Origin of the sequence: Kitasatospora sp. RG8 (genome assembly GCF_017813315.1) — a bacterium.
Taxonomy (GTDB): Bacteria; Actinomycetota; Actinomycetes; order Streptomycetales; family Streptomycetaceae; genus Kitasatospora.
On sequence record NZ_JAGIYX010000001.1, the window covers coordinates 303,401 to 326,301 of the forward strand.

20 protein-coding genes are annotated in these 22,901 nt (G+C 75.0%); 11 read left to right on the forward strand and 9 right to left on the reverse strand.

Annotated elements, in window-relative coordinates; translation table 11 throughout:
- Positions 1-297 precede the first annotated feature (297 nt).
- Together J5Y04_RS01330 and J5Y04_RS01335 are read left to right on the forward strand one after the other, a co-directional pair.
- Positions 298-1,467 carry an exonuclease SbcCD subunit D gene (locus J5Y04_RS01330; protein WP_209409169.1) on the forward strand — a complete coding sequence of 390 codons (1,170 nt, stop codon included), beginning with the start codon at positions 298-300 and terminating at the stop codon, positions 1,465-1,467.
- A complete protein-coding gene (locus J5Y04_RS01335) occupies positions 1,464-4,523 on the forward strand; it encodes an AAA family ATPase (protein WP_209409173.1) in 3,060 nt (1,019 codons plus the stop codon). The genes J5Y04_RS01330 and J5Y04_RS01335 overlap by 4 nt, the downstream gene beginning before the upstream one ends.
- Positions 4,524-4,566: 43 nt before the next feature.
- On the opposite strand, the gene J5Y04_RS01340 is transcribed toward J5Y04_RS01335, so the two are convergent.
- On the reverse strand, positions 4,567-4,842 hold the full coding sequence (locus J5Y04_RS01340; RefSeq protein ID WP_209410093.1) for a hypothetical protein: 276 nt from the start codon (positions 4,840-4,842) through the stop codon (positions 4,567-4,569).
- Between the two features lie 294 nt (positions 4,843-5,136).
- On the opposite strand from J5Y04_RS01340, the gene J5Y04_RS01345 reads away from it, so the two are divergent.
- Positions 5,137-5,850, forward strand: a complete 714-nt coding sequence (locus tag J5Y04_RS01345) for a DUF1990 domain-containing protein (protein ID WP_307852866.1) — start codon at positions 5,137-5,139, stop codon at positions 5,848-5,850.
- Between the two features lie 4 nt (positions 5,851-5,854).
- On the opposite strand, the gene J5Y04_RS01350 is transcribed toward J5Y04_RS01345, so the two are convergent.
- The gene (locus J5Y04_RS01350; protein WP_209409176.1) at positions 5,855-6,292 is read right to left on the reverse strand and encodes a YjbQ family protein; all 438 of its coding nucleotides are present in this window, start codon (positions 6,290-6,292) and stop codon (positions 5,855-5,857) included.
- 253 nt (positions 6,293-6,545) lie between these two features.
- A complete protein-coding gene (locus J5Y04_RS01355; RefSeq protein ID WP_209409179.1) occupies positions 6,546-6,812 on the reverse strand; it encodes a hypothetical protein in 267 nt (88 codons plus the stop codon).
- Positions 6,813-7,523: 711 nt separating this feature from the next.
- On the opposite strand from J5Y04_RS01355, the gene J5Y04_RS01360 reads away from it, so the two are divergent.
- Positions 7,524-9,734, forward strand: coding sequence for a bifunctional glycosyltransferase family 2 protein/CDP-glycerol:glycerophosphate glycerophosphotransferase (locus tag J5Y04_RS01360; protein ID WP_209409181.1), 2,211 nt, complete (start codon positions 7,524-7,526; stop codon positions 9,732-9,734).
- Between the two features lie 102 nt (positions 9,735-9,836).
- Here J5Y04_RS01360 and J5Y04_RS01365 read toward each other — a convergent pair whose 3' ends face one another.
- On the reverse strand, positions 9,837-10,049 hold the full coding sequence (locus J5Y04_RS01365; protein WP_209409183.1) for an EF-hand domain-containing protein: 213 nt from the start codon (positions 10,047-10,049) through the stop codon (positions 9,837-9,839).
- Between the two features lie 263 nt (positions 10,050-10,312).
- Here J5Y04_RS01365 and J5Y04_RS01370 point away from each other — a divergent pair, with 263 nt between their 5' ends.
- Positions 10,313-10,981 (forward strand): 1-acyl-sn-glycerol-3-phosphate acyltransferase, encoded by a 669-nt coding sequence (locus J5Y04_RS01370; RefSeq protein WP_209409185.1) that lies wholly within the window; start codon positions 10,313-10,315, stop codon positions 10,979-10,981.
- Positions 10,982-11,122: 141 nt separating this feature from the next.
- Here the strand turns inward: J5Y04_RS01370 and J5Y04_RS01375 are convergent, their stop codons facing one another.
- Together J5Y04_RS01375 and J5Y04_RS01380 are read right to left on the reverse strand one after the other, a co-directional pair.
- Positions 11,123-12,943, reverse strand: coding sequence for an ABC transporter ATP-binding protein (locus tag J5Y04_RS01375; RefSeq protein WP_209409187.1), 1,821 nt, complete (start codon positions 12,941-12,943; stop codon positions 11,123-11,125).
- A gap of 251 nt (positions 12,944-13,194) precedes the next feature.
- On the reverse strand, positions 13,195-13,968 hold the full coding sequence (locus tag J5Y04_RS01380) for an SDR family oxidoreductase (protein ID WP_209409189.1): 774 nt from the start codon (positions 13,966-13,968) through the stop codon (positions 13,195-13,197).
- A 232-nt stretch (positions 13,969-14,200) separates the two neighbouring features.
- Here J5Y04_RS01380 and J5Y04_RS01385 point away from each other — a divergent pair, with 232 nt between their 5' ends.
- The 4 genes from J5Y04_RS01385 to J5Y04_RS01400 are packed head-to-tail and all read left to right on the forward strand — an operon-like array spanning position 14,201 to position 17,258.
- A complete protein-coding gene (locus tag J5Y04_RS01385; protein ID WP_209409192.1) occupies positions 14,201-14,392 on the forward strand; it encodes a hypothetical protein in 192 nt (63 codons plus the stop codon).
- A 44-nt stretch (positions 14,393-14,436) separates the two neighbouring features.
- Positions 14,437-15,294 (forward strand): hypothetical protein, encoded by an 858-nt coding sequence (locus J5Y04_RS01390; protein ID WP_209409195.1) that lies wholly within the window; start codon positions 14,437-14,439, stop codon positions 15,292-15,294.
- The gene (locus J5Y04_RS01395) at positions 15,291-16,223 is read left to right on the forward strand and encodes a hypothetical protein (RefSeq protein WP_209409207.1); all 933 of its coding nucleotides are present in this window, start codon (positions 15,291-15,293) and stop codon (positions 16,221-16,223) included. Before J5Y04_RS01390 ends, J5Y04_RS01395 begins: the two co-directional genes overlap by 4 nt.
- Complete coding sequence (locus J5Y04_RS01400) at positions 16,224-17,258, forward strand: serine hydrolase domain-containing protein (RefSeq protein ID WP_307852868.1); 1,035 nt, start codon at positions 16,224-16,226, stop codon at positions 17,256-17,258. It abuts the gene before it with no gap.
- 44 nt (positions 17,259-17,302) lie between these two features.
- Here the strand turns inward: J5Y04_RS01400 and J5Y04_RS01405 are convergent, their stop codons facing one another.
- The 3 genes from J5Y04_RS01405 to J5Y04_RS01415 are packed head-to-tail and all read right to left on the reverse strand — an operon-like array spanning position 17,303 to position 20,711.
- Positions 17,303-18,196 carry an SDR family oxidoreductase gene (locus J5Y04_RS01405; RefSeq protein WP_209409209.1) on the reverse strand — a complete coding sequence of 298 codons (894 nt, stop codon included), beginning with the start codon at positions 18,194-18,196 and terminating at the stop codon, positions 17,303-17,305.
- The gene (locus tag J5Y04_RS01410; RefSeq protein WP_209409213.1) at positions 18,193-19,140 is read right to left on the reverse strand and encodes an alpha/beta fold hydrolase; all 948 of its coding nucleotides are present in this window, start codon (positions 19,138-19,140) and stop codon (positions 18,193-18,195) included. The genes J5Y04_RS01405 and J5Y04_RS01410 overlap by 4 nt, the downstream gene beginning before the upstream one ends.
- A complete protein-coding gene (locus J5Y04_RS01415; RefSeq protein WP_209409215.1) occupies positions 19,137-20,711 on the reverse strand; it encodes an NAD(P)/FAD-dependent oxidoreductase in 1,575 nt (524 codons plus the stop codon). The genes J5Y04_RS01410 and J5Y04_RS01415 overlap by 4 nt, the downstream gene beginning before the upstream one ends.
- A 180-nt stretch (positions 20,712-20,891) precedes the next feature.
- Between J5Y04_RS01415 and J5Y04_RS01420 the strand changes: the two genes are divergently transcribed.
- Positions 20,892-21,695, forward strand: a complete 804-nt coding sequence (locus J5Y04_RS01420) for a MerR family transcriptional regulator (RefSeq protein WP_209409217.1) — start codon at positions 20,892-20,894, stop codon at positions 21,693-21,695.
- A 130-nt stretch (positions 21,696-21,825) separates the two neighbouring features.
- Positions 21,826-22,845, forward strand: a complete 1,020-nt coding sequence (locus J5Y04_RS01425; protein ID WP_209409219.1) for an ABC transporter substrate-binding protein — start codon at positions 21,826-21,828, stop codon at positions 22,843-22,845.
- Positions 22,846-22,901 lie beyond the last annotated feature (56 nt).

Consider the following 22,901-nt stretch of genomic DNA (forward strand, 5'->3'; position numbering starts at 1 on the left):
CTGTAGCCGCACCCACACCCGCCCACGCACGGACGCGCGCCCGGTGCGCCCGGCGCACCAGGGGCCCGGCGAGGCCGAAGAACCGGGACTGCTCGGACATGGTTCCTCCCACGAGTTCGCACCGGTCGCTCCGGAGTGGCGCCGGCGATCCGGACCATACGCAGCGTCACTGACAATGCACCGGGAGCGACGATCCGGCGGCGGAGAGCGCCCCGCCCGGCGGCAGCCCGCTCCGCGGGACCCCCGGGTCCCCTGTTCCGGCCGCGTTGTCAGTGCCGGGCGTTAGGGTCGGGGACCATGCGACTGCTGCATACCTCCGACTGGCATCTCGGGCGCTCCTTCCACCGGGAGAGCCTCCACGACGCCCAGCGCGCCTTCCTGGACCACCTCGTCGCCGTGGTCCGGGCCGAGCGCGTCGACGCCGTGCTGGTCGCCGGCGACGTGTACGACCGGGCACTGCCGGGCCTGGAGGCGGTCGCCCTGTTCGACGACGTGCTGCACCGGCTGGCCGGCCTGGGCGTGCCCACGGTGTTCATCAGCGGCAACCACGACTCGGCCCGCCGGCTGGGCGTGGGGGCCGGCCTGATCGGCGAGGCCGGCGTCCACCTGCGGACCGACCCGGGCAAGTGCGCGGAGCCCGTCCTGCTGGCCGACGAGCACGGGCCGGTCGCCGTCTACGGGCTGCCCTACCTGGAGCCGACGCTGGTCCGCGGGCAGTTCGGGCTGGAGCGCGGCGGCCACGCGGCGGTGCTCGGCGCGGCGATGGACGCCGTCCGGGCCGACCTCGCGGCCCGCCCCGCGGGCACCCGCGCGGTGGTGCTGGCACACGCCTTCGTCACCGGTGGCGCGCCCAGCGACAGCGAGCGGGACATCGCGGTCGGCGGCGTCGCCTCGGTGCCCGCGTCCGTCTTCGACGGCGTGCACTACGCCGCCCTCGGCCACCTGCACGGCTGCCAGACGCTCGCCCCGCACCTGCGCTACAGCGGCTCGCCGCTCGCCTACTCCTTCTCCGAGGCCCGGCAGCGCAAGACCATGTGGCTGGTCGACCTGGCGGCGGACGGCTCGGTGGCCGCCGAGCGGGTCGACTGCCCGCAGCCGCGCCCGCTGGCCTGCCTGCGCGGCCGGCTCGACGAGCTGCTCACCGACGAGCGGTACACCGAGCACGAGCAGTCCTGGGTGCAGGCGACGCTGACCGATCCGGGCCGCCCCGGCGAGCCGATGGAGCGGCTGCGCCGGCGCTTCCCGCACACCCTCCAGCTGCTGTTCGACCCCGAGGAGAGCGAGGCCGCCCCCGCCCGGTCGTACGCGGCGCGGGTGAGCGGGCGGGCCGACCTGGAGATCGCCGAGGGCTTCCTGCGGCACGTCCGCCCCGGCGCGGAGCCGGACCAGGACGAGCTCGGCTGGCTCCGCGAGGGATTCGAGACCGTCCGGCAGACCGGCGACCGGAAGGCGGAACTGCCCCGATGAGGCTGCACAAACTCACCGTCACCGCCTTCGGCCCGTTCGCCGGCACCGAAACGGTGGACTTCGACGCGCTCGCCTCCGGCGGCCTCTTCCTGCTGCGCGGGGCCACGGGCGCGGGCAAGAGCAGCGTGCTGGACGCCGTCTGCTACGCCCTCTACGGCGAGGTGCCCGGCACGCGCCGGGTCAACCGGCTGCGCAGCGACCACGCCGACCCGCGCCGGCTGACCGAGGTCCGGCTGGAGCTGACGCTCGGCGGGCGCAGGCTCCAGATCACCCGCCTCCCGGAGCAGCCGCGGCCGAAGAAGGTCGGCAAGGGGACGACCGTCGAGCGAGCCCAGACCCTGCTGCGCGAGTGGTCCGCGGACGGCTCCGACGGCGGTGACGGCTCCCCCGGCTGGCGGGCCGTCAGCAAGTCCCACCAGGAGGCCGGGGAGGAGATCCACCGGCTGGTCGGGATGAGCCGGGACCAGTTCTGCCAGGTGGTGCTGCTGCCGCAGGGCGACTTCGCCCGCTTCCTCAGGGCCGACTCGGAGGAGCGCGGCAAGCTGCTCCGGCGGCTGTTCGACACCGAGCGGTTCCAGCACGTCGAGGCCTGGCTGGCCGAGCAGCGACGGGCCCAGGAGGCCGCCGTCCTGGCCGGGCGCCGGCGCCTGCGCGACCTGTGCAGCAGGGCCGAACAGGCCGCCGGCCCGCAGGCCGAGCCGGCCGCGGCCTGGGTGCCCGGCGAGGACGAGCCGGCCCACGCCGCCGCCGGCCTCACCGCGGACGTGCTCGGCTGGGCCGCCATCCTGCGCAACGGCGCCGCCGAGCAGCTGGCCGTCGCCGACGCCGCGCTCGCCGGTGCCGAGGCCGGCCACCGCGCTGCGCAGCGCGCCCGGGCCGACGCCGAGGAGCTGGCCGGCCGGCAGCGGCGCCACCAGGCGGCGGCGCAGGAGGCGGCCCGCCTCACCGGGGCCGGTCCGGAGGTCGAGCGCGACCGCCGTCGGCTGGCCGACGCCCAGGCGGCCGTCGGGGTGGAGTCGGTGCTGCACCTGCGCCGGACCGCCGCCGAGGCCCACCGGGCGGCCGTCGAGAACGAGCACCGCCGACGGGAGGCGCTGGCCGGTGCGCCCGGCGGCGAAGGCGCAGCGCTGGCCCGCGCCGGCGCCGAGGAGCTCGCCGCCGCCGAGCAACGGCTGCGCGCCGAGGTCGTCCGGCTGGAGGCGGCCCAGGCCGACGAGGTCCGGTGCGCCGCACTCGGCCGGGAGCAGGCGTCGCTGGACGCGGACCGGCGCAGGGCCGAGGAGCTCGCCGAGGAGGCGGCCGACTGGCTGGCCGAGTTCGACGGGCGGCTCGCCGCGCTGCAGGAGGTGCAGGCCGCCGCCCGGGCCGCGGGCACCCGGGTCGAACAGCTGGACGCCCGGCACGGCGAGGTGACGCAGCGACTGGCCGCGGCCCGCCGCCGGGACGCGCTGCGCGAGGAGATCAGGGCCGCCGCGCCGCTCGCACTCGCCCGGCGCGCCGAGGCCCTGGACGCCCGCGAACACAGCCAGGACGTGCGCGAGCGCCGGCTCACCGGCATGGCCGCCGAGCTGGCGGAGCAGCTGCGGGCCGGCGAGGCCTGCCGGGTCTGCGGTTCACCGGAGCACCCGGAGCCGGCCCGGCCGTCCGGCGGGCAGGTCGGCGCGGCGGACGAGGACCGGGCCCGGGCCGCCCAGGCCGTGGCCGAGCAGGCGGCCGACGCCGCCGAGCGGGAGCTGGCCGGCCTGCAGGTGCGCGAGGCGTCCGCCGCGGGGGCGGCCGGGCCGGAGAGTGCCGGGGTCATCGCCGAGGCGCTCGCCGAGGTCGAGCGGGAACGCCGCGAGGCGCTGCGGGCTGCGGAGGGGCTGGGCCCGGTCACCCGCCAGATCGAGCGGCTGACGGACGACCAGAACCGCCGGCTCGCCGAGCTTCGCGACGCCGGCGAGCGCACGGCCGCACTGACCGCCCGGGCCGAGGCTCTCGGCACCGAGCAGGAGGAGCTGGGCCGCCGGGTCGAGGCGGCCCGGGGCGACGCGCCCTCGGTGGCCGGCCGGGCCTCGGAGCTGGCCCGCCTCACCGAGGCCGTGGCGGCCTCCGCGGAGGCGGCGCGGGCCGCCCGGGCGGCGGCCGAGCGGCTGGAGGAGGCCTCCGGAGAGCTGGCGCGGGCCGCCGAGGCGGCCGGGTTCCCGGGCGTGGAGGAGGCCGCGGCCGTCCTGCTGCCACGGGAGCGGCGCGAGCAGCTGGAGGCCCGGCTGGCGCGGTACCAGGCGGAGCTGGCCGCGGTCCAGCAGCAGCTGACGGAGCCGGAGCTGGCCGCGGCTGCGGCCTGTCCGCCGGCGGACGTGCCCGGCGCGCAGTCCCGGCTCCAGGCGGCCGTCGACCGGCTGCGCCGGGCGCACGCCGCGCAGGAGGCGGCCCGCGAGCGACGCGAGGCGCTCGCGGCGATCGGCCGGGAGCTGACCGGGCTGGCCGCCTCGCTGGCGCCGGCCCTGGACAGGTTCGGCCGGATCAACCGGCTCGCCACCCTCGCCGCCGGCACCTCGGCGGAGAACCGGCTCCGGATGCGCCTGGAGTCGTACGTCCTGGCGGCCCGGCTGGAGCAGGTGGCGGCGGCCGCCAGCGACCGCCTGGTGCGGATGTCGGGCGGCCGCTACACACTCGTCCACAGCGACGACCGGGGCACCGGCACCAAGCGCTCGGGCCTGGCGCTGCGCGTGGTGGACGCCTGGACCGGCACCGAGCGGGACACCGCGACGCTCTCCGGCGGCGAGAGCTTCTTCGCCTCGCTGGCCCTCGCCCTCGGCCTGGCCGACGTGGTCACGGACGAGGCGGGCGGCATGCCGCTGGACACGCTCTTCATCGACGAGGGCTTCGGCACGCTGGACGAACAGGCACTGGAGGAGGTCATGGACGTCCTCGACGGCCTCCGCGAGCGGGACCGCGCGGTCGGCATCGTCAGCCACGTCGCCGACCTGAAGTCCCGGATTCCGGCCCAGCTGCTGGTCAGCAAGGGCCGACACGGCTCGACCCTCACCCTGGCGGGCCGGGAGAACACGTAGCACGGCCCGCGCGCGGAGGACGGCCGACGGGAACGCCCGGGGGTCAGCCGGAGCAGGCGATCCGCTGTGCCTGCTGCCAGGCGCAGACCGGGCAGAGCGTGGTGCCCGGGTGGTCGGCGGGCAGCTCGGTCGGCTCACCGCAGAGCACGCAGTCGGCGCGCGGCCCGGACAGCCCCGGGTCGTGCACCAGCGCGGCCTGTGCCGCCTCGGCCGCGGCCGGCGCCGGGGCGCACACCAGGCCGTCCTGACCCGTCGCCGAGCCGACCGCCGCCGTACCGCCCGCCGCCACTTCCGCCGTCACCGCTGCCTCGCTGCTCATGCCGCCTTCCTACTCCGCTCCCCCGCCCGCTCGCAAGGACACCCGGTCGCACGGACACCCCGTCGCACGGACACCCGATCGCACGGACACCCGATCGCGACGGCAGCCGCTCGCGCCGGGCCGCGACCACCCCGGGACCGGGCGACCCCGGGACCCGGCGACCACGACTTCCGCGTGCAACGAGACCCGGCCACGACGACACCCGGCCACGGATCCGCCCCTGCCGCGCCCGCACCCGCACCCGCACCCGCACCCGCCACGATCCCGGTGGCCCGCCTCCCGTACGGTGGCCCCGTGCCCGCTGACCTCGCCCAGATCCTGGCCTCCGCCCGCGCCGCCTCGCCCAACTACCCCGAGGTGGGCGCCACCCTGGGGCCCCGGCTGCCGGCCGGGTACGCGCAGCTGCGGCGGCGCATCCACCTCGGTCACGGACGCGCCGTACTGGAACGGGCCGGGCGGTACGTGCTCGGCTGGGGCTGCCAGCTCGGCACCGGCTTCGCCGTCCACCCGTACGCCCCGGCCGAGGAGGGTGCGACCGTCCTGCTGCGGCTGAGTCCGCCCCGACTGCGGTGGCCCCGCGTGGTGATCCCCTGCCGGGTGGTGTGGACGGTCGACGAGCCGGACCGGATCGGCTTCGCCTACGGCACGTTGCCCGGGCATCCGGAGTGCGGCGAGGAGGCGTTCCTGGTGAGCATGGACGCGGCGGGCGAGGTGTGGTTCGAGGTGACCGCGTTCGCCCGGCTCGCCGCCTGGTACGCGCGGCTCGGCCGTCCGGTCGCGGTGCTCTGCCAGTACCTGGCGATCGAGGGCTACCTCGCCGCGGTCGCCACCGCCGCCATCGGGCCCGACGACCCGACCGAACCGGTCCGCGCCGCGACCCCGGCCGAACCCGTCCACCCCGGCGGGGCCGCCGCCCCTACCGGCCTCGCCGACCCCGTTCACCCGGCCGACGACCACGCCGCCCCGGCCGAACCCGCCGACCCCGGCGGGGCCGCGGCGGCCGGGTAGCCCGTCACCCCAGGAAGGACAGCCGGACCGTCCGGTGCGGGTTGTCGCCGTTGGTGTCGACGAGGACGACCGACTGCCAGATGCCCAGGGCGAGTTGGCCGCCGATCACTGGCAGCGTGGCGTGCGGGGCGACCAGGCCCGGGACGACGTGGTCACGCCCGTGGCCGGGGCTGCCGTGCCGGTGGCGCCAGCGGTCGTCGGCGGGGAGCAGCTCGCGCAGGGTCGTCAGGAGATCCTCGTCGCTGCCCGAACCGGTCTCCAGGACGGCGATGCCGGCCGTGGCGTGCGGCACGAAGACGTTGAGCAGGCCGTCGCGCCCGGCGGCCCGGTCGTTGAGGAACTCGGCGCAGCGGTCGGTGATGTCGAGTGCGACCTCGCGGCTGCCCGTGGTGATCTCAAGGGTGGTGGTGTGGAAGGGGGTGGAGTGGATGTTGTCCGCCATGGCGTCATCCTCACCCACACGAGGGGATCTGGCGGTCCGCCTCGCCGACTCTCCTTGCCAAGGAGGCAAAATCTCGTACGCTGACAGGTTCGGCACCTCGGCGAGCCCGGACGCCCGCCCCTGCCCGCGCCCGTGCCGTGCCAGCACCCCCGGCCCGTGCGGACGGGCGCGCCCCGCATCCGGACACACCAAAGACCCGACGGTCCCTGAGGTCCGTCGGGCCGGATGCCGGTCGGCGCGGGGGGCAACCGCCCTAGCCGCGACTCCCGAACAGGCTCCGCCGCAGCCGGCGCAGCGGCGCCAGCAGCCTCACCCGCACGTGGCGGCGCGGGGCCGTGGGGGCGCCGGCGCCGCGTGGCGTCAGCTCCCTTATCAACCCGAGCGCCTCGGCGGTGTCCACCGCCGAGAGTGCGGGCGCGCCGAGCACAGCCAGGTGACGGTCGATCCGACGGCCGGTCGCGCCGACACCGCACTGGATCGCCGGCACACGAGGCCGAGTCCGCACTTGCATGTGTTCCATCAGTATTCCCACCCCTACGAGGCGCCAGGGCCGTGAGGCGAAGACTATCCGTGATAGACGGTCTTCGCGCAACCGTCCTGGTGTTCTGCCACCGTATCGTGCGGCGTCAACTGACGGCGCACCAGGGGCCACTCGAGCGGTCACGACTAGGCATCAATGATGGTGCACGACCGGCCGCACGTCACCGGGTCCACGGAGGCACTGACCCGGCGCCCTGCCCGGGTGGCACGCGCCGGGCGCACAGGGTCACCGTCGGTCACCGTCCGCACTCCGCGCCCGCCTCGCGCCCGCCCTTCTCCGTCGCGCGGCTCTCCTAGCGACACCTCGACAAATCCCTAGGACAATCACTTCAGAAAGTGAACGCAATCGAGGGATTGACGCGGGCGAAACCTCCAAGCAATATCTTCTTTGACCGCACAGGGCCACTCCCCGGCCGCCTGTGCGTTCGACTGGTGAACATCGATCGAATCGATGATCACCGGTTGCTGAAGATCTCCGGCTCCCCCGAGCCACTGCCCGGCCGCCTCGACGCTGCGGTGGCCAGGCTCGGGAGGTGCCCGGACCGGCGGCCGGCCGTAGAGGGTCGGCCGGGCCGCCACCAGGCTGCCGGTGCCGCCCCGCGAGGGGCCCGGCACCGGCGGTTCCGGGCCCCGGCCCCGAGCGGCCCCCGCCCGGCCCCCGCCCCGGTCGCGCTCGGTAGACTCGGCCAGCGTGCCAGTCCTCCTCAGCATCGTCCTCCCGGTCCACGGGGTGGAGCGCTACCTGCCCCGCTGCCTCGACTCGATCCTGGAAGCCGCTCCCGCCGGGGAGTCCCGCTTCGAGGTGATCGCGGTCGACGACCTCTCCCCCGACCACTGCGGCGCGATCCTGGACGAGTACGCGGCCCGCGACCCGCGGCTGCGCGTGCTGCACCTCACCGAGAACCAGGGCCTCGGCGGCGCCCGTACCGCGGCCCTGCCCGAGGTGCGCGGCGAGTACGTCTGGTTCGTCGACAGCGACGACTGGCTGCCCGAGGGCACCGTCCCCGCCCTCCTCGACGAGCTCGACCAGGAACGCCGGCGCGAGACCCCGGCCGACGTGCTGCTCACCGACTTCACCCACGTCTACCCGGACGGCGGGACGGAGCCCAACCCCTGGCGCCACGTGATGGCCGGCTCCCCGCTGACCGACGGCGCCACCCTCGCCGAGCACCCGGCGCTGTTCCAGACCGTGATGTCGGTCTGGAACAAGGTCTTCCGCCGCGCGTTCCTGCTCGGCCTCGGCGTCTCCTTCGGGCGCGGCTACTACGAGGACATCTCGGTCACCTATCCCGCCCTGCTCGCGGCCGGGCGGCTGCGCTACCTCGACCGCCCCTGCTACTTCTACCGGCGCGGCCGGGCGGGCGCGATCACCTCCACCGCCTCCCCCAAGCACGCCGACGCCTTCGCCCAGTACGACGCGATCTTCGCCTTCCTCGACCGCCCCGACCGGCCCGGCCGCCCGGTGCCGGACTCGCTGCGCACCCTCGTCTTCGACCGCACCGTCAAGCAGGCGCTCACCGTCTACGACACCCCCGGGCTGGTCCCCGTGGAGCGGCGCAAGGAGTTCTTCCGCCGGATCTCCGAGCACTTCGCCCGCCACCGCCCGGCCGGCTACCGCTTCCCCGGCGGCCTGCGCGGCGTGCAGTACCGGCTGGCGGCGCGGGGCGCCCGGGTCACGTACGCGGAGCTGCGCCGCACCGGACGGCTGCCGCGCGAGCTCAAGCGCGGGGCGCGCGCGGTCGCGCCGGCCGTGAAGAAGGGGGTCCGGAAGGGCGTGCGCAGCGGTGCGCGCTTCACTGCCTACAACGCGTTCCGCCGACTGCCCCTGGACGAGCACCTGGCGGTCTACGCGGCCTACTGGCACCGGGGTTACGCGTGCAGCCCGGCGGCGATCTACGAGAAGGCGAAGGAGCTGGCCCCGGACGTGCGGGGCGTCTGGGTGGTGGAGAACAGCACCCAGGCGGCCACGCTGCCGGCCGGGGTCCCGTACGTGATCGTCAACACACCCGCGTACCTGAAGGCGATGGCGACGGCCAAGTACTTCGTCAACAACGTCAACTTCCCGCGGACCATGGCGAAGCGGCCGGGCACCGTGCACGTCCAGACGCAGCACGGCACGCCGCTGAAGGCGATGGGGATGGACCTCAAGGACCACCCCGTGGCGGCGGACGGGATGGACTTCGACCGCTTGCAGGAGGCCGTCGACCGCTGGGACTTCCTGGTCTCCTCCAACCCGCACACCAGCGAGCACTTCGCCCGGGCCTTCCCCGGCCGGTACGAGATGCTGGACTCCGGCTACCCGCGCAACGACCGGCTGGCCAACACCACCCCGGCCGAAACGGCCGCGATGCGCGAGCGGTTCGGCCTGGCCCCGGGCCGCACGGCGGTGCTGTACGCGCCGACGCACCGCGAGGCCAAGGGCGGGTACGTGCCGCTGCTGGACGTCCGCGAGCTGGCACGGCGGCTCGGGCCGGGCTTCACGCTGCTGGTCCGCACCCACTACTTCCACACCGGCGGCCCGGGCGACCTGACGGCGGGCGCGGGGGCCGCGGAGATCGTGGACGTCTCGGCCCACCCGACCGTGGAGGACCTCTACCTGGCGGCGGACGTGCTGGTCACGGACTACTCGTCGATGATGTTCGACTACGCCGTGCTGGACCGGCCGGTGGTGATCTTCGCGCCGGACTGGGACGAGTACCGCACGAACCGCGGCGTCTACTTCGACCTGTTCGAGCAGCCGCCGGGCGCGGTCACGGTGGACGCCGACGGGCTGGCGAAGGCGCTGCTGGCGGGCGACCCGGAGCCGGACGCGCGGGCGCGGTTCCGCGAGCGGTTCTGCCCGTGGGACGACGGCGGGGCGTCGGAGCGGGTGGTCCGCCGGGTGTTCCCGGTCCGGGGCTGAGGCCAACCCGGCCGGGCCGGCCGGGCCTTTGCGCCGGCCCCGGTAAGGCGAAGGGCGGGGCCCCGGGAGTCCCGGAGCCCCGCCCGTGCGGCCTCGGCCGACTCAGCCCTGGCGCGCGGCCAGGAACTCGTCGAAGGTCAGCTCGCCGTCGTGGTTGGTGTCCATCTGCTTGATGATGGCCTCGGCCATCGAGATCGACGTGGTGAGGTCGCCGAGCTCACGCGCGACCTTGGCGTACTCGGCGGCGGTGATCCGGCCGTTGCCGTTCACGTCGAACTTGTCGAAGGCCGCGCGGATGGTGTCGACGTCTGCCATGGGTAGGCCCCTCCTGAGGGAACTGATGAACTGCTGAACTGCTGATCCGCCGATCACGACGACCTGCTGATCTGTCTTTCTTTCCGACGGCGGTACCCTACCCGGCCGTGGCGAGCGCCACGGCCTCCGGGAGTGGACGGCCTCGGGGGTGGGTGTCGTAGTCTGCGGGTCTGATTCCCGGCCCGGCCGGGGACGGACGGACCGTCGGTAGTCGAATGTTCAAGCCCGGGCTCCTCCCGGGCGTGCTCGTCCTGGGAGGGACCATGCTCGATCTCGTCACCAAGCTGGTGCTGAAACCGCTCGCGCGGGGGATCTGGCGGCCCACCATCGAGGGCCTGGAGAACGTGCCGCGCAAGGGCGGCGTGATCCTGGCCAGCAACCACCTCTCCTTCATCGACAGCGTGGTCATCCCGATGACCGCCCCGCGCCGGGTGCACTTCCTGGCCAAGGCCGAGTACTTCACCGGCCCCGGGCTGAAGGGCGCGCTGTCCCGGGGCTTCTTCGAGGCGATCGGCGCGGTGCCGGTCGAGCGCGGCACCTACCGCTCGGCGCAGGCCTCGCTGGAGTCGGCGCTGGAGATCCTGGAGGACGGCAAGGCCTTCGGCATCTACCCGGAGGGCACCCGCTCGCTCGACGGCCGCCTCTACCGCGGCAAGACCGGCGTGGCCTGGCTGGCGCTCACCGCCGGTGTCCCGGTGGTGCCGGTCGCGCTGGAGGGACCGGAACAGATCCTGCCGGTCGGCAAGCGAGTCCCCCGCGTCCGCAAGGTGACGGTCCGCTTCGGCGAGCCCCTGCACTTCGACGAGCTGCACGGCCAGGCCCGTTCGCTCAAGGCCCGCCGCCAGGTCACCGACGAGGTGATGCGGGCGATCCAGGAGCTCTCCGGCCAGGAGGTCGCGGAGACCTACAACGAGATCCCCAAGGCGGCCTGAGGGCCCCGACGCCCGCCGGGCCCGGGTGCCCACAGCACACCGGGCCGACGGCACGCGGGACCGACGGCACGCAGGACCGACGGCACGCAGGACCGACGGCACGCAGGACGGACAGCACGCCGCCCCGGCAACACGCGGCCGCTACGCGCGCCCCAGCGCCGCGGCCACCGGCGCCTCGCGGCGCAGCAGCGCGGCGTAGCGGCCGTCCGCCTCGACCAGTTGGTCGTGGGTGCCCAGCTCGGCCACCTCGCCGCGGTCCAGCACGACGATCTGGTCCGCGGCCCGGACGGTGGAGAGCCGGTGCGCGATGGTGATGGTGGTCCGGCCGGCCGCGAGGGTGTCGATGGCCTGCTGGACGGCGTGCTCGGTGCGGTTGTCCAGCGCGCTGGTGGCCTCGTCCAGGATCAGCACCGGCGGGTTGCGCAGAATGGTCCGGGCGAGCGCGAGGCGCTGCTTCTCCCCTCCCGAGAAGCGGTAGCCGCGCTCGCCGACCAGGGTGTCGTAGCCGTCGGGCAGGCCGGCGATGGTGTCGTGGATCTGCGCGGCCCCGGCAGCGGCGACCAGTTCGGCGTCGGTGGCGTCCGGCTTGGCGAAGCGCAGGTTGTCGGCGACCGAGGCGTGGAAGAGGTACGTTTCCTGGGAGACCACGCCGACCGCGCGGGACAGCGTGTCGAAGGAGAGGTCGCGGACGTCCACGCCGTCGATGGTGACCCGGCCGCCGGTCACGTCGTAGAGGCGCGGGACGAGGTAGCTGAGGGTGGTCTTGCCGGAGCCCGTCTCGCCGACCACGGCGAGTGAGCTGCCGGCCGGCACCTTGAGCTCGATCCCGGAGAGCGTCGGCCGCTCCTGCTCCGGGTCGTAGCGGAAGTCGACGCCCTCGAACCGGACCTCGCCGCGGAGAACCTCCAGCTCCGCGGGCTGCTCGGGCTCGGCGATCTCCACCGGGAGGTCGAGGTACTCGAAGATGCGGTGGAACAGCGCCAGTGAGGTCTGCACCTGCACGCCGGTGGAGAGCAGGCTGACGGTCGGGCGGAAGAGCCCCTGCTGGAGCGAGACGAAGGCGACCAGGGTGCCGACGGAGACGATCGGCGCGCCGTCGGCCGCGGCCAGGCCGGCCGCCCAGTAGATCACCGCCGGCATCGCGGCCATCACGATCTGGATGGTGTTCATCCGCCAGCGCCCCGCCATGCTGGCGCGCACCTCCAGCTCGGCCAGCTCGTCGGACTGCCCGGTGAACTCCTTGGCCAGCGAGTCGGAGCGGCCCATCGTACGGCCGAGCAGGATGCCGCTGACCGACAGCGACTCCTGCACCGCCGAGCTCATCGCGGCGAGCTGCTTCTGCCGCTCGGCGGTGATCTTCTTACGCTCGTTGCCGACCCGCCGGCTGATCCAGACGAACAGCGGCAGGAGCAGCAGCGAGACCACGGTGAGCCGCCAGTCCAGCGCCACCATCGCGACCACGGAGGCGATCACGCTCGTGAAGTTGGAGACCAGCGAGGTGGCGGTGGAGGTCACGGTGGACTGCATGCCGCCGATGTCGTTGGCGATCCGGGACTGCACCTCGCCGGTGCGGGTCCGGGTGAAGAAGGCCAGCGACATCCGCTGGAGGTGTCCGTAGACGGCGGTGCGCAGGTCGTGCATGACGCGCTGGCCGACGGTGGTGGAGATCAGCGTCTGGAGGACGTTGAAGATGCTGTTGACCACGGCGGCGGCGATCATGCCGAGCGCGAGCAGGCTCAGCAGACCGGTGCGGCCCTGCGGGATGGCGGTGTCCAGGACGGCCCTGAGCAGGAACGGCGATATCACCGAGACCACGGCGGAGGCGGCCACCAGCAGGCCGACCACGACGAGCCGGCCGGTGTACGGGCGGAACAGCGTGAGGATGCGGCGCCACTGGGCCGGCGGGCGCGGTTCGTCCGCGGCCCGGTCGGGCGGGGTCCATCGGATGCCATCGGGCCTCAAGGGCGGTCCTCCCTGGATCGGATGCGCGAACGCGCGGCGGGCACGACGCCGCACGGGCGCGCGGCGGGCACGGCGGGCACGGCGGTCGGGCGGCCGCCAGCATAGCGAGAATAGCTCATAGTTAGCGAAGCTAATAGTGAGGCTCGCTCTATTCCCGGGCGGAGCCCCGGCTCCGCCCTCCGCCCCCGACCGCCCCGGCCCCCGCGGCCCCCGCGGCCGCCTCGCGCGCCCGCCCCGGGCCCCGCGGCCCGCTAGTTGGTCCGGTAGGTGCGCGCCGCCTTCGAGGACAGCCCGCCGAGCTTGCCGGACGGCAGCAGGCGGGCGATCGCCACCGCGATCTTGTAACGCTTGCCCGGGACGGACAACGAGCGGCCGCGGGCCAGGTCGCGCATCGCCTCGTCGACCACCCGCTCGGCGGACAGCCAGCCCCAGGACGGGATGTTGCCCGTCCCCATGCCGGCCCGCTGGTGGAACTCGGTCCGGGTGAAGCCCGGGCAGAGCGCCATCAGCCGCACCCCGGCACCGCCGAGGTCGCGCTGCACGCCCTGGGTGAAGCTCACCACCCACGCCTTGCTCGCGCCGTACGTGCCGCGCGGGAGGAAGGCCGCCACCGAGGCCACGTTGACGATCGCGCCGCGGTGCCGCTCGCGCATGCCCGGCAGGGCGGCGGTGGTGAGCCTGAGGATCGCCTCCACGTGCACCTTCAGCATGTCCAGCTCGTCCTGGAGCGGGACGGTCAGGAAGGCGCCCTTGTTGCCGAAGCCGGCGTTGTTCACCAGCAGGTCCACCGGGCGGGCGCCGTCGGCCAGCCGCGCCTCCACGGCGGCGATGCCGTCCTCGGTGGCGAGGTCGGCGGTCAGCACCTCGGCGTCGACGCCGTACTTCGCTTGCAGGTCGGCGGCGGAACGCTCCAGCCGCTCGGTGTCGCGGGCCACCAGGACGAGCTGGTAGCCGCTCCGGGCGAGCCGGCGGGCGAACGCGGCTCCGATGCCGGCGGTCGCGCCGGTGATCAAGGCAGTGGTCATGCCCCTGACCGTACCGACTACGCCCGGCGACGGGTACCGCAATCCGCGACGCGCCCCGGTCCGGCCGGCCGCGCGCCGGGCTCCGCCCCTGCGACGACCTCCCGCGCCGGGCAACGGACTTCGCCGCCGGTCACGCAGCGTACCGGGGTGGCATCAGACGGTTCGCACCCGTATCGTCGGTAGAGGGGCATCGCCGGGCCAGGCGATGACATCTTCGATGAGGAGGCACCTGATGCTTGCTCAGACCACGCGCACCACGAGGGCCCCGCTTGCCACGCCGGCCGAGGCCGACGCGCTCGGCACGCTGATGACGGAGGACGAGGCGGCCGTCAGCGACGCGCCCACGTACTGCCCAGAAGCCGCCGGCGTGCTGCTCGCCCTCCTGCTGCTGTCGCCGAAGCAGCCCAAGGAGAAGACCCGGTAGGCCACCGGACGCACCGGTCTCCAGAACAGGAGAAGTCAATCCTCATGCCGTTCGCCGACACCTCCCTCCGTGACGAGTACGCCGCGGCCGTCGAGCGAGTGGCGGGCCGGGTCCTCGACGCCCTCCGGGGCGGCGGGGGCCCGGCCGCGCCCGCCCGGCCCGACGACGGCGCACCGCCCTCCGGTGCGGCCCTTCCCGGTGGACCGGGGCCGACCGGGGAACCGGCCCTGACCGGCGACCCCCGGGACCCGGGCCTGACCGGTGAACCCTCGCCGACCAGGGCGGAGTTGGCGGCCGTCCGGATCCTCGGGCCGGACGCCTTCGCCCCCGGGCTGCTCGACGGCCGGGCCCCGGACGCGGCGACCGCCCTCGTGGTGGCGCAGGCCCTCGACATGTTCCCCTCCACCGGCACCACGGCCGCCGCTGCCACCGCCGCCGACACCCGGCCGGAGGCCGCGCTCGTCACCGCCTGGCGCGACCGGGCCACCGCCCAGCTGCTCACCCGGGCCGGAGCGCCGACCACACCGGCCGCCGCCGTGACCGCCGAGCACGTACCCGGCGCCGTCCCGGGGCCCGGAGAGCTCGGCTGGCCCCGCTGGTCGGTGATGATGGCCCAGCTCTCCTCGCTCGCGCTGCCCGGACTGGACGGCCCGGTCCACGAACTGGCGCGCCGCAACGACCTGGCCCTGGCCCGCGGAGCCGTCCGGTCGATGCTGCGTCGCGACCACCGGACCGCCGCCCGCCTCGCCCGCTGGCTGGCCCGGACCGGGTCGGACGGCGTCCCGGCCCGGCTCGACCTCGCCCCGGTCCTCGACCGGATCCGGGCGGCCGGCGACGGCAGTGCCCGCTCCGCACTCGAGGTCGCCATCGCCGAGCGGATGCTGAAAGGAGTGCCGGCATGACCGCACCCGCCGTCCTGCGCACCGCGCAACAGGTCTCCTCCGGCGCCCTGCGCTGGCTGCACGGCTGCTACGAGAACGGCCTCGGCCGCTTCCCCGAGGACGCCACCATCGACCTGGCCGACCCCAACAACGTCTACAAGCCACTCGGCGAGGCCGCGTTGGCGACCGGATTGCTGCTGCGCGAGGGGGTCGGCGGCGCGGAGGACAGCCGGATCGCACGCCGCGTCCTCGACCTCTGCTGGGCGGAGCTGCGCGAGGGGGACCTGCTCTACGAACGGCAGTTGCGCTACCCGCTGATGACCGACCCGCTGGAGGTCTACGTCCACTTCGCCCGGGCCGGCTACCGCCACCGCGTCCTGGAGGGGTTGCTGGAGTCGCTGGCCGGGCTCCGCGCCGTCCAGGCCATGGAGCTCCTGCCCAACCGCCGCCTCGCGGTGGCCAACGCGCGCCGGGTGGTCGGGCTGGCCCGGCAGCCGGACTGGTCCGCCCTGGCCGCCGCCACCTGGCTGGGTGCCACGCCGGAACCCTGGATGATCGACTGGCTCACCGCCTACGACGTCACCCACACGGTCTTCCACCTCACCGACTGGGGCGCCCGGCCCGACGGCCTGCCCGCCCCGATGCGCGACTACCTGGGCGACTGGCTGCCCGCCTGGCTGGACATCTGGCAGGAGATCGGCCAGTGGGACCTCGTCGGCGAACTGCTCGTCGTCGCCGCCTGCATCGGCGAGCCCGACGCCGGCGCGTCCGGGTGGCAGGCGCTGGCCGCCGCCCAGCGGGCGGACGGCCTGGTGCCGCGCGACACCGACCCGATCACCGACGACCCCGAGCAGCTGCTCACCGACCACGGTCACACCGCCGTCGTCACCGTGGTGGCCGCCACCACCACCCTCGCCCGCGCACTCGGCGGCGCGTCCGTGGCGGCCTAGGTGGAACGGCCGGCCGGCGAGGCGGAGTTGGACGGGATCGTCCGGGCCGCCGCGCCGTACGCGACCGCCGTCACCCTGGCGGTGGCGGCCGGCGACCGGCAGGCCGTCCACTGCCACGGGCGGCTCGGCCGGGACACCGCCGCGCCCTGCACTCCGGAGACCGTCTTCGAACTCGGCTCCGTCACCAAGACGTTCACCGCCCTGCTGCTCTCGACCATGGCCGCGCGCGGCGAACTCACGCTGGACGACCCGGTGGAGCGCCACCTCCCCCGTCACTGGCGGCCCGCCGCCGTCCGCTCCGGCGCGCCGATCCGGCTGCTGCACCTGGCCACCCACACCTCGGGGCTCCCCCGGCTGCCGCCCGGGTTGCTGGCCGGCGCCCTCCCCGCCTTCTTCAGCAACCCCTACGCCGCCTTCGGGGACGAGCAGTTGAGGTCGGGACTGACCAGAACCACCGTTCACCACCGGCCCGGCAGCTACTTCGCCTACTCCAACTACGGCGTCGGGCTGCTCGGCCGGCTGCTCGCCGAAACCGGCGCCGGCACCTACGCCGAACTGCTCGCCGACCGCGTCTGCCGCCCGCTCGGACTGCGCTCCGCCACCACCGGCCGCGACACCCCGGGCCGGGCCACCGGCCACCGCCGTGGCCGCCCGCTGCCACCCTGGCACATCCCCGGCCTGCCGGGCGCCGGCGCCGTCCGGGCGGGCGGCGCCGACCTGCTGCGCTATCTCCGGGCCCACCTCTCGCCGGGCGGGGGCGAGTTGGGCACCGCCCTGCGCGACGTCCAGCGCCCCCGGCTGCGCCTGCCCCGCTCGGCCGACCAGCTGGCCCTGGTCTGGAACCACCGCCGGATCGACGGCCGCGACCTCTACTTCCACTCCGGCGCCACCCGCGGCTTCACCGCCTTCGTCGGCTTCTGCCCCCGGTCCGCCACGGCGGTCGCCGCCCTCGCCAACTGTGGCCCCGCCCTGGACGGCCGGTTCGTCCAGGGCGGGTACGAGGTGCTGAAGAGGCTCTCGCACGACCGGGGTTGACGGCCGACGGGACCGCCGCCCGGCCCCGGTTCAGGAGCCGCCGCTCACTGCTTCGCCGAGCGGGCGGCGCTGTCGGCCGCTCCGCCGGCGCCGACGGGGCGCAGGCGGGTGGCGGCGGTGGCGGCCAGCTGCGGGGCGAGCCTGGCGACGTCGCGGGAGCCGACGGCGGCGATCACCAGGGGCAGGATCGCCCGGACCGGCTGCATGCCGCGCAGCCAGGCCTGGGCGTAGACGTGGGCGGAGCGGCGGGCGATGCCGGCGACCAGGCGGTCCACGGCCGGGCCGAGCGGGTAGGTCTTGTTGGCGGGCCAGGGCAGCCGGGAACGCATCTGCCTGAGCACCGCGTCCTGGTCGGCGCCGCGCACCATGTCGGTGTCGGTCCAGCTCAGGTAGCCGACACCGACCTTGACGCCCTGATGGGCGACCTCGGCGCGGATCGAGTGCGCGAAGGCCTCGACGCCGGACTTGCTCGCGCAGTACGCGCTCATCAGCGGGGCGGGGGTGAGCGCGGCCAGCGAGGCGATCTGGAGCAGGTAGCCGCGGCTCTCGGTGAGGGCCGGGAGGAAGGCGCGGGCGGTGGCGACGCTGCCGAGCAGGTTGACCTCGATCACCCGGCTGAACGCCTTGTGGTCGCTGTCCAGCAGCGGGCCGCCGATCGCGATGCCCGCGTTGGCGACGACGGCGTCGATCCGGCCGTAGTGCTCCTTGATCAGCCGGGCGGTCTCGGTGAGCGCCTCGAGGTCGGTGACGTCGGCCTCCCAGGCGGTGGCGGACGGGCCGCAGAGCGCGGCGACGGCCTTGAGCTCGGCCGGCTCCAGGCCGAGCAGCGCGACCTTGGCACCCTGGGCGGTGAGTTTGCGGGCGAGGGCGGCGCCGACGCCGCGCGCGGCACCCGTGACGACGACGACCTGAGCGGACAGCGGCGGAACGGCACTCATGCGGTCAGGCTCCTCTGCTGGCTGGGGAGTCGGGTCGCCGCCAGGTGGGCGGCGGCCATCCGGTCGATCTCGGCGGCGACCTCGACGGGCCGCTCCAGTGGTGCCATGTGGCCGACGCCGGGCAGCAGGAGCAGGCCCTGCGGGTCGGACAGCGCGGCGACCATCCGGTGGGAGTGCACCGGCGGGGTCATGCGGTCGTCGGTGCCGACCACGACGGCGGTCGGCGCGGCGAGCCTCGCCAGCCCGGCCCGGACGTCGAGCACGTCCAGCACGCCCGCCCACGAGGCCCGGACCGCGGTCGGGCAGGCGTGCACGATCCGGGCCGTCGCCTCGACCTGGTCGGCGGGCGAACCCGGGCCCATCGTCGCGTACTTGAGCGCGGCGCGGCTGACCGGTCCGACCGGTCCCAGCGGCAGGCGGGAGCGGAGCAGCCGGCGGTGCAGGAGACGGCGCAGCCGCGGCGCGCGGACCGCGTCGGGCAGCACCCGCAGTTCGGCGACCAGGTCGGACGGGCCGGTGGAGACCAGCACCGCGGCGGCGGTCCGCCCGGCAACCTCGGGACGCCCGCCGGCGGCCATGATCGTCATGCCGCCCATGCTGTGGCCGACGAGCACGGCGCGCTCCCCCTCGGGGACCGTCCGGGTGAGCACCGCGGAGAGGTCCTCGGCGAGCGCGCGGGTGGAGTAGCGCAGCCGGCTGGGCGGGAGCTCGCTGCGGCCGTGGCCGCGCTGGTCGTAGGCCACCACCCGGTAGCGGTCGGCGAGCCGTCGGATCACCGGTGCCCAGAAGGCCGTCGAGCAGGTCCAGCCGTGGGCGAGCAGGACGGTCGGGGCGGCCGGCTGCCCGTGGATCTCGACGTGCAGGCGGATGCCGTCGGCCGAGTGGACGTCCAACTCCTCGACGGGGGTGGGCGGTACGTGGTCGGCGGGGATCGCGGGGCTCACGCCAGGGCCTCCTCGGTCTCGGCCGGGCGCGGCGCCGGAGTGGTGCGCATGATCAGCTCGTACTCGCCGAGGTCGACCTTGCGGGTGGCGCGCCGGAAGGCGGTGGTCGATCCGGGCCAGAGCACGGTGTTCTTCCCGCTCGGGTCGAGGTACCAGCTACGGCAGCCGCCGGTGGTCCAGACGGTGCGGTCCATCCGGTGCTGGAGTTCGAGGTTCCAGTGCCGCTGGGCCCGTTCGGTGGGCTGCATCGCGGTGGCGCCGATCGAGCCGAGCGTGGTGAGCGCGTCGACCAGGTAGTTCAGCTGGGACTCGATCATCAGGATCATCGAGCTGTTGCCGAGACCGGTGTTGGGGCCGATGACGAAGAAGAGGTTGGGGAATCCGCGGACGGTGGAGCCGCGCAGCGCCTCCATGCCGTCCTTCCAGTGCTCCGCCAGGCTCGTGCCGTCGACGCCGAACACCCGGGCGCCGATGGGCATGTCGGTGACGTGGAAGCCGGTGCCGAAGACGATCGCGTCCACCTCGTGCTCGCTGCCGTCGGCCGCGACGAGGGTGGAGCCGCGCACCTCGCGCAGGCCGGAGGCCACCACTTCGGTGTTGGCGGCGGCGAGCGCCGGGTAGTACGTGTTGCTGAGCAGGATGCGCTTGCAGCCGATCCGGTAGTCCGGGGTGAGCTTGGCGCGCAGCGCCGGGTCGGCGACGCCCTGGGCGATGTGCCGTTCGGCGAGCTGCTGGACCACCTTCAGCAGGCCGGGGCGGCGGACGAAGGCGTCCACCTGGAGCTCGCGGAGGGCGAACAGGGCGCCGCGGCGGAGCTTGGCGGTGACGGGCAGCCGGCCGTGCAGCCACTTCTCGATCTCGGTGATCTCGCGGTCGCGGCGGGGCAGCACCCAGGCCGGCGTGCGCTGGAACACCGTCAGCCGGCCGGCCTTCGGCTGGATCTCGGGGATGATCTGGGCGGCGGAGGCGCCGGTGCCGACCATGGCGATCCGCCGGCCGGCGAGGTCGTAGTCGTGGTCCCAGCGGGAGGAGTGGAACACCTTGCCGGGGAAGCCGTCCAGGCCCGGCAGGTCCGGGATCTGCGGGTCGGCGAGCGGCCCGGCGGCGGAGACCACGGCGTCGGCGGTCCACTCGCCGGCCGTGGTGGTGACCCGCCAGCGGGTGTGCTCCGCCTCCCAGCGCGCCTCGGTGACCTCGGTGTGGAAGCGCAGGTGCGGACGGAGGCCGAAGACGTCGGCGACCTTCTCCAGGTAGGTGCGGATGTCGGGCTGGCCGGAGAAGCTGCGCGGCCAGTCGGGGTTGGGCGCGAAGGAGAAGGAGTACAGGTGGGAGGGGACGTCGCAGGCGCAGCCGGGGTAGCTGTTGTCCCGCCAGGTGCCGCCGACCGAGTCGGCGCGCTCCAGGATCACGAAGTCGGTGATGCCGGCCCGGCGCAGCCGGACGCCGGCGCCGAGGCCGCCGAAGCCGGAGCCGATGACCGCCACCCGGACGTGCGGGACGGGCCGGGCGGCCTCGGCCCGGGAGTCCCGGCCGGGCGCGCCGGGGCTGGGGCGCTTGCTCGTGGATGCCATTCGGCGTCCTCCTGAGGGTGGGGGCCTGAGGTGCGCACTTGCTGCGACGTGCCGCCTTCATGGTGCCGTGACACCGTCGCCATAACCATGCCAGCAATCACTGGCACGATTGGCAGGTTAGCCCGTGCCGACAGCGGAGGGAAGGAGTCCGGCCGCCCCACTTCCACGATCGGCGGTCCTATGCTGAGCGCCGTGGACAGGGTCAGAGCAGCTGCGGGCGACGGAAAGCGCGAGTACCGGGTGGAGGAGCTGGCCGAGGCGGCCGGCATCACCACCCGCACCCTGCGTTTCTACCGCGAGCGCAAGCTGCTCCAGCCGCCGCGCAAGGAGGGCCGGATCGCCTGGTACGGCGAGGCGCACCTGGCCCGCCTCCGGGTGATCGCCGAACTGCTGGAGCGCGGCCACACGCTGGGCGGCATCGCCGAGCTGATCGGCGCCGGAGAGAGCGGCCGGGACGTCGCCGAGCTGATCGGACTGGAGGCCGCGATCATCGCGCCGTGGTCCGACGAGACGCCGGTCCACGTGGACTGGGCCGAACTGCGGGCCACCTTCGGCGACCAGCTCACCGAGGAGACCACGGCCGAGTCGATCGCCCAGGGCTACGTCACGCCGGACGAGGACGGGATCACCCACGTCAGCCGCCGGCTGATGGACGCGACCACGGCACTGGTCGCCGAGGGCGTGCCGCTCGCGGTCGTCCTGGAGGCCAGCCGGCGCACCCAGGAGCACGTGGACGCGATCGCGGAGATCTTCACCGCACTGGTGCGCGACCGGATCCTCGGCGCGCTCGCCGCCGACGCCCCGCTGCCGCCCGGCGAGGCGACCCGCCTGACCGAGCAGATCCTGCGGGTGCGCCCGCTCGCCCGGACCGTCACGGACGCCCAGTTCGCGCTGGCGATGGACCGGCGGGTGCACGCCGAGTACGACGAGCTGCTGCGGCAACGGCTGGAGCAGCGGGAGGACGGGGAAGCGGCGGAGGGCTGACCCCCCGGCGGCCGCCGCGCGCGCCCGCCCCGCCACCACTCCCGTACGCCCCCGCGCCCGAGGCGTGGCCGCGGCCGCCGGCGGGCAGGGATCGGGGCGCCTCGCCGCCTTCCGCAACGGAGTCGCCCCGATGCCGTCCGCCCTGCCCGCCGAACCCGACCCGGCCCCCGCCCCCGCGCCCGCCCGCCACGGCCTCCGCCGCCGCAGCCTCCTCGCCCTCGCCTCCGGCCTCGCGCTCGCCGCCTGCGGATCGAACGGCTCCGACGGGCCCGCCCGCGCGGGCGGCCCGGGGAGCGCGGACGGCGGCACCCGCACCGTCCGGCACGCGCGCGGCGAGAGCACCGTGCCCGGCCGCGCCGCCCGCGTCGTCGTGCTGGACACCGACGCCCTGGACTCGGCCGTCACCCTCGGCGTCACCCCGGTCGGTGCCACCGTCGTCGCCGAGGGTGCGCCGCTCTCCGGGTACCTGCCGGCCGCGCGGCTGGCCGGGACCAGGACCGTCGGCACCATCGGCCAGCCCGACCTGGAGGCCGTGGCCGCGCTGAGGCCGGACCTCATCCTGAGCAACCAGGTCCGGGACGACAAGCGGTACGACGAGCTGTCGAAGATCGCACCGACCGTGCTGACCAGGACCACCGGACCGGCCTGGAAGGAGAACGTGCGGCTGCACGCCGAGGCGCTCGGCCGCGAGGGCGAGGCCGCCGCGGCGGAGGCGGCGTACCGGGCCAGGGCCGCGGAGCTGGTCGCCGCGCTCGGCGGGCCGCAGAAGGCGGCGGCCACCCGGGTGGAGCTGGCCCGTTTCCTGGCGGGCGCGCCCACCCGGCTCTACCTGAACGACACCTTCGCCGGCTCGGTCTTCAAGGACCTCGGCCTGGGCCGCCCCGCCAACCAGGACAAGGCCGGCTTCTCGATCGAGATCAGCCCGGAGCAGGTCGACCAGGCGGCCGCCGACGTCATCTTCTACTCGGTCTACGGCGACCCGGCCCGGTCCGACCAGAAGAAGATCATGGCGGGCCCGCTCTGGAGGAACCTGGACGCGGTGCGCGGCGGGCGGGTCTTCGCGGTGGACGACGGCCTCTGGATGCTGGGCATCGGCTACACCGGGGCCGGCCTGGTCCTGGACCAGATCCGCAGGGACCTCGTCGGTTGAGACGAGCCTTCGGCGGCGGGCCACCGGCCCCGTTGGCCGGTCCTCCAAGCCGGTCG

Excerpts from the sequence above, each read along its gene's own strand:
- J5Y04_RS01380 (WP_209409189.1), bottom strand. The coding sequence starts at position 13,968 with ATGACCACTGCCTTGATCACCGGCGCGACCGCCGGCATCGGAGCCGCG.
- J5Y04_RS01385 (WP_209409192.1), top strand. The coding sequence starts at position 14,201 with ATGCTTGCTCAGACCACGCGCACCACGAGGGCCCCGCTTGCCACGCCG.
- J5Y04_RS01365 (WP_209409183.1), bottom strand. The coding sequence starts at position 10,049 with ATGGCAGACGTCGACACCATCCGCGCGGCCTTCGACAAGTTCGACGTG.
- J5Y04_RS01370 (WP_209409185.1), top strand. The coding sequence starts at position 10,313 with ATGCTCGATCTCGTCACCAAGCTGGTGCTGAAACCGCTCGCGCGGGGG.
- J5Y04_RS01330 (WP_209409169.1), top strand. The coding sequence starts at position 298 with ATGCGACTGCTGCATACCTCCGACTGGCATCTCGGGCGCTCCTTCCAC.
- J5Y04_RS01420 (WP_209409217.1), top strand. The coding sequence starts at position 20,892 with ATGCTGAGCGCCGTGGACAGGGTCAGAGCAGCTGCGGGCGACGGAAAG.
- J5Y04_RS01390 (WP_209409195.1), top strand. The coding sequence starts at position 14,437 with ATGCCGTTCGCCGACACCTCCCTCCGTGACGAGTACGCCGCGGCCGTC.
- J5Y04_RS01395 (WP_209409207.1), top strand. The coding sequence starts at position 15,291 with ATGACCGCACCCGCCGTCCTGCGCACCGCGCAACAGGTCTCCTCCGGC.
- J5Y04_RS01425 (WP_209409219.1), top strand. The coding sequence starts at position 21,826 with ATGCCGTCCGCCCTGCCCGCCGAACCCGACCCGGCCCCCGCCCCCGCG.
- J5Y04_RS01335 (WP_209409173.1), top strand. The coding sequence starts at position 1,464 with ATGAGGCTGCACAAACTCACCGTCACCGCCTTCGGCCCGTTCGCCGGC.
- J5Y04_RS01355 (WP_209409179.1), bottom strand. The coding sequence starts at position 6,812 with ATGGAACACATGCAAGTGCGGACTCGGCCTCGTGTGCCGGCGATCCAG.
- J5Y04_RS01405 (WP_209409209.1), bottom strand. The coding sequence starts at position 18,196 with ATGAGTGCCGTTCCGCCGCTGTCCGCTCAGGTCGTCGTCGTCACGGGT.
- J5Y04_RS01415 (WP_209409215.1), bottom strand. The coding sequence starts at position 20,711 with ATGGCATCCACGAGCAAGCGCCCCAGCCCCGGCGCGCCCGGCCGGGAC.
- J5Y04_RS01350 (WP_209409176.1), bottom strand. The coding sequence starts at position 6,292 with ATGGCGGACAACATCCACTCCACCCCCTTCCACACCACCACCCTTGAG.
- J5Y04_RS01340 (WP_209410093.1), bottom strand. The coding sequence starts at position 4,842 with ATGAGCAGCGAGGCAGCGGTGACGGCGGAAGTGGCGGCGGGCGGTACG.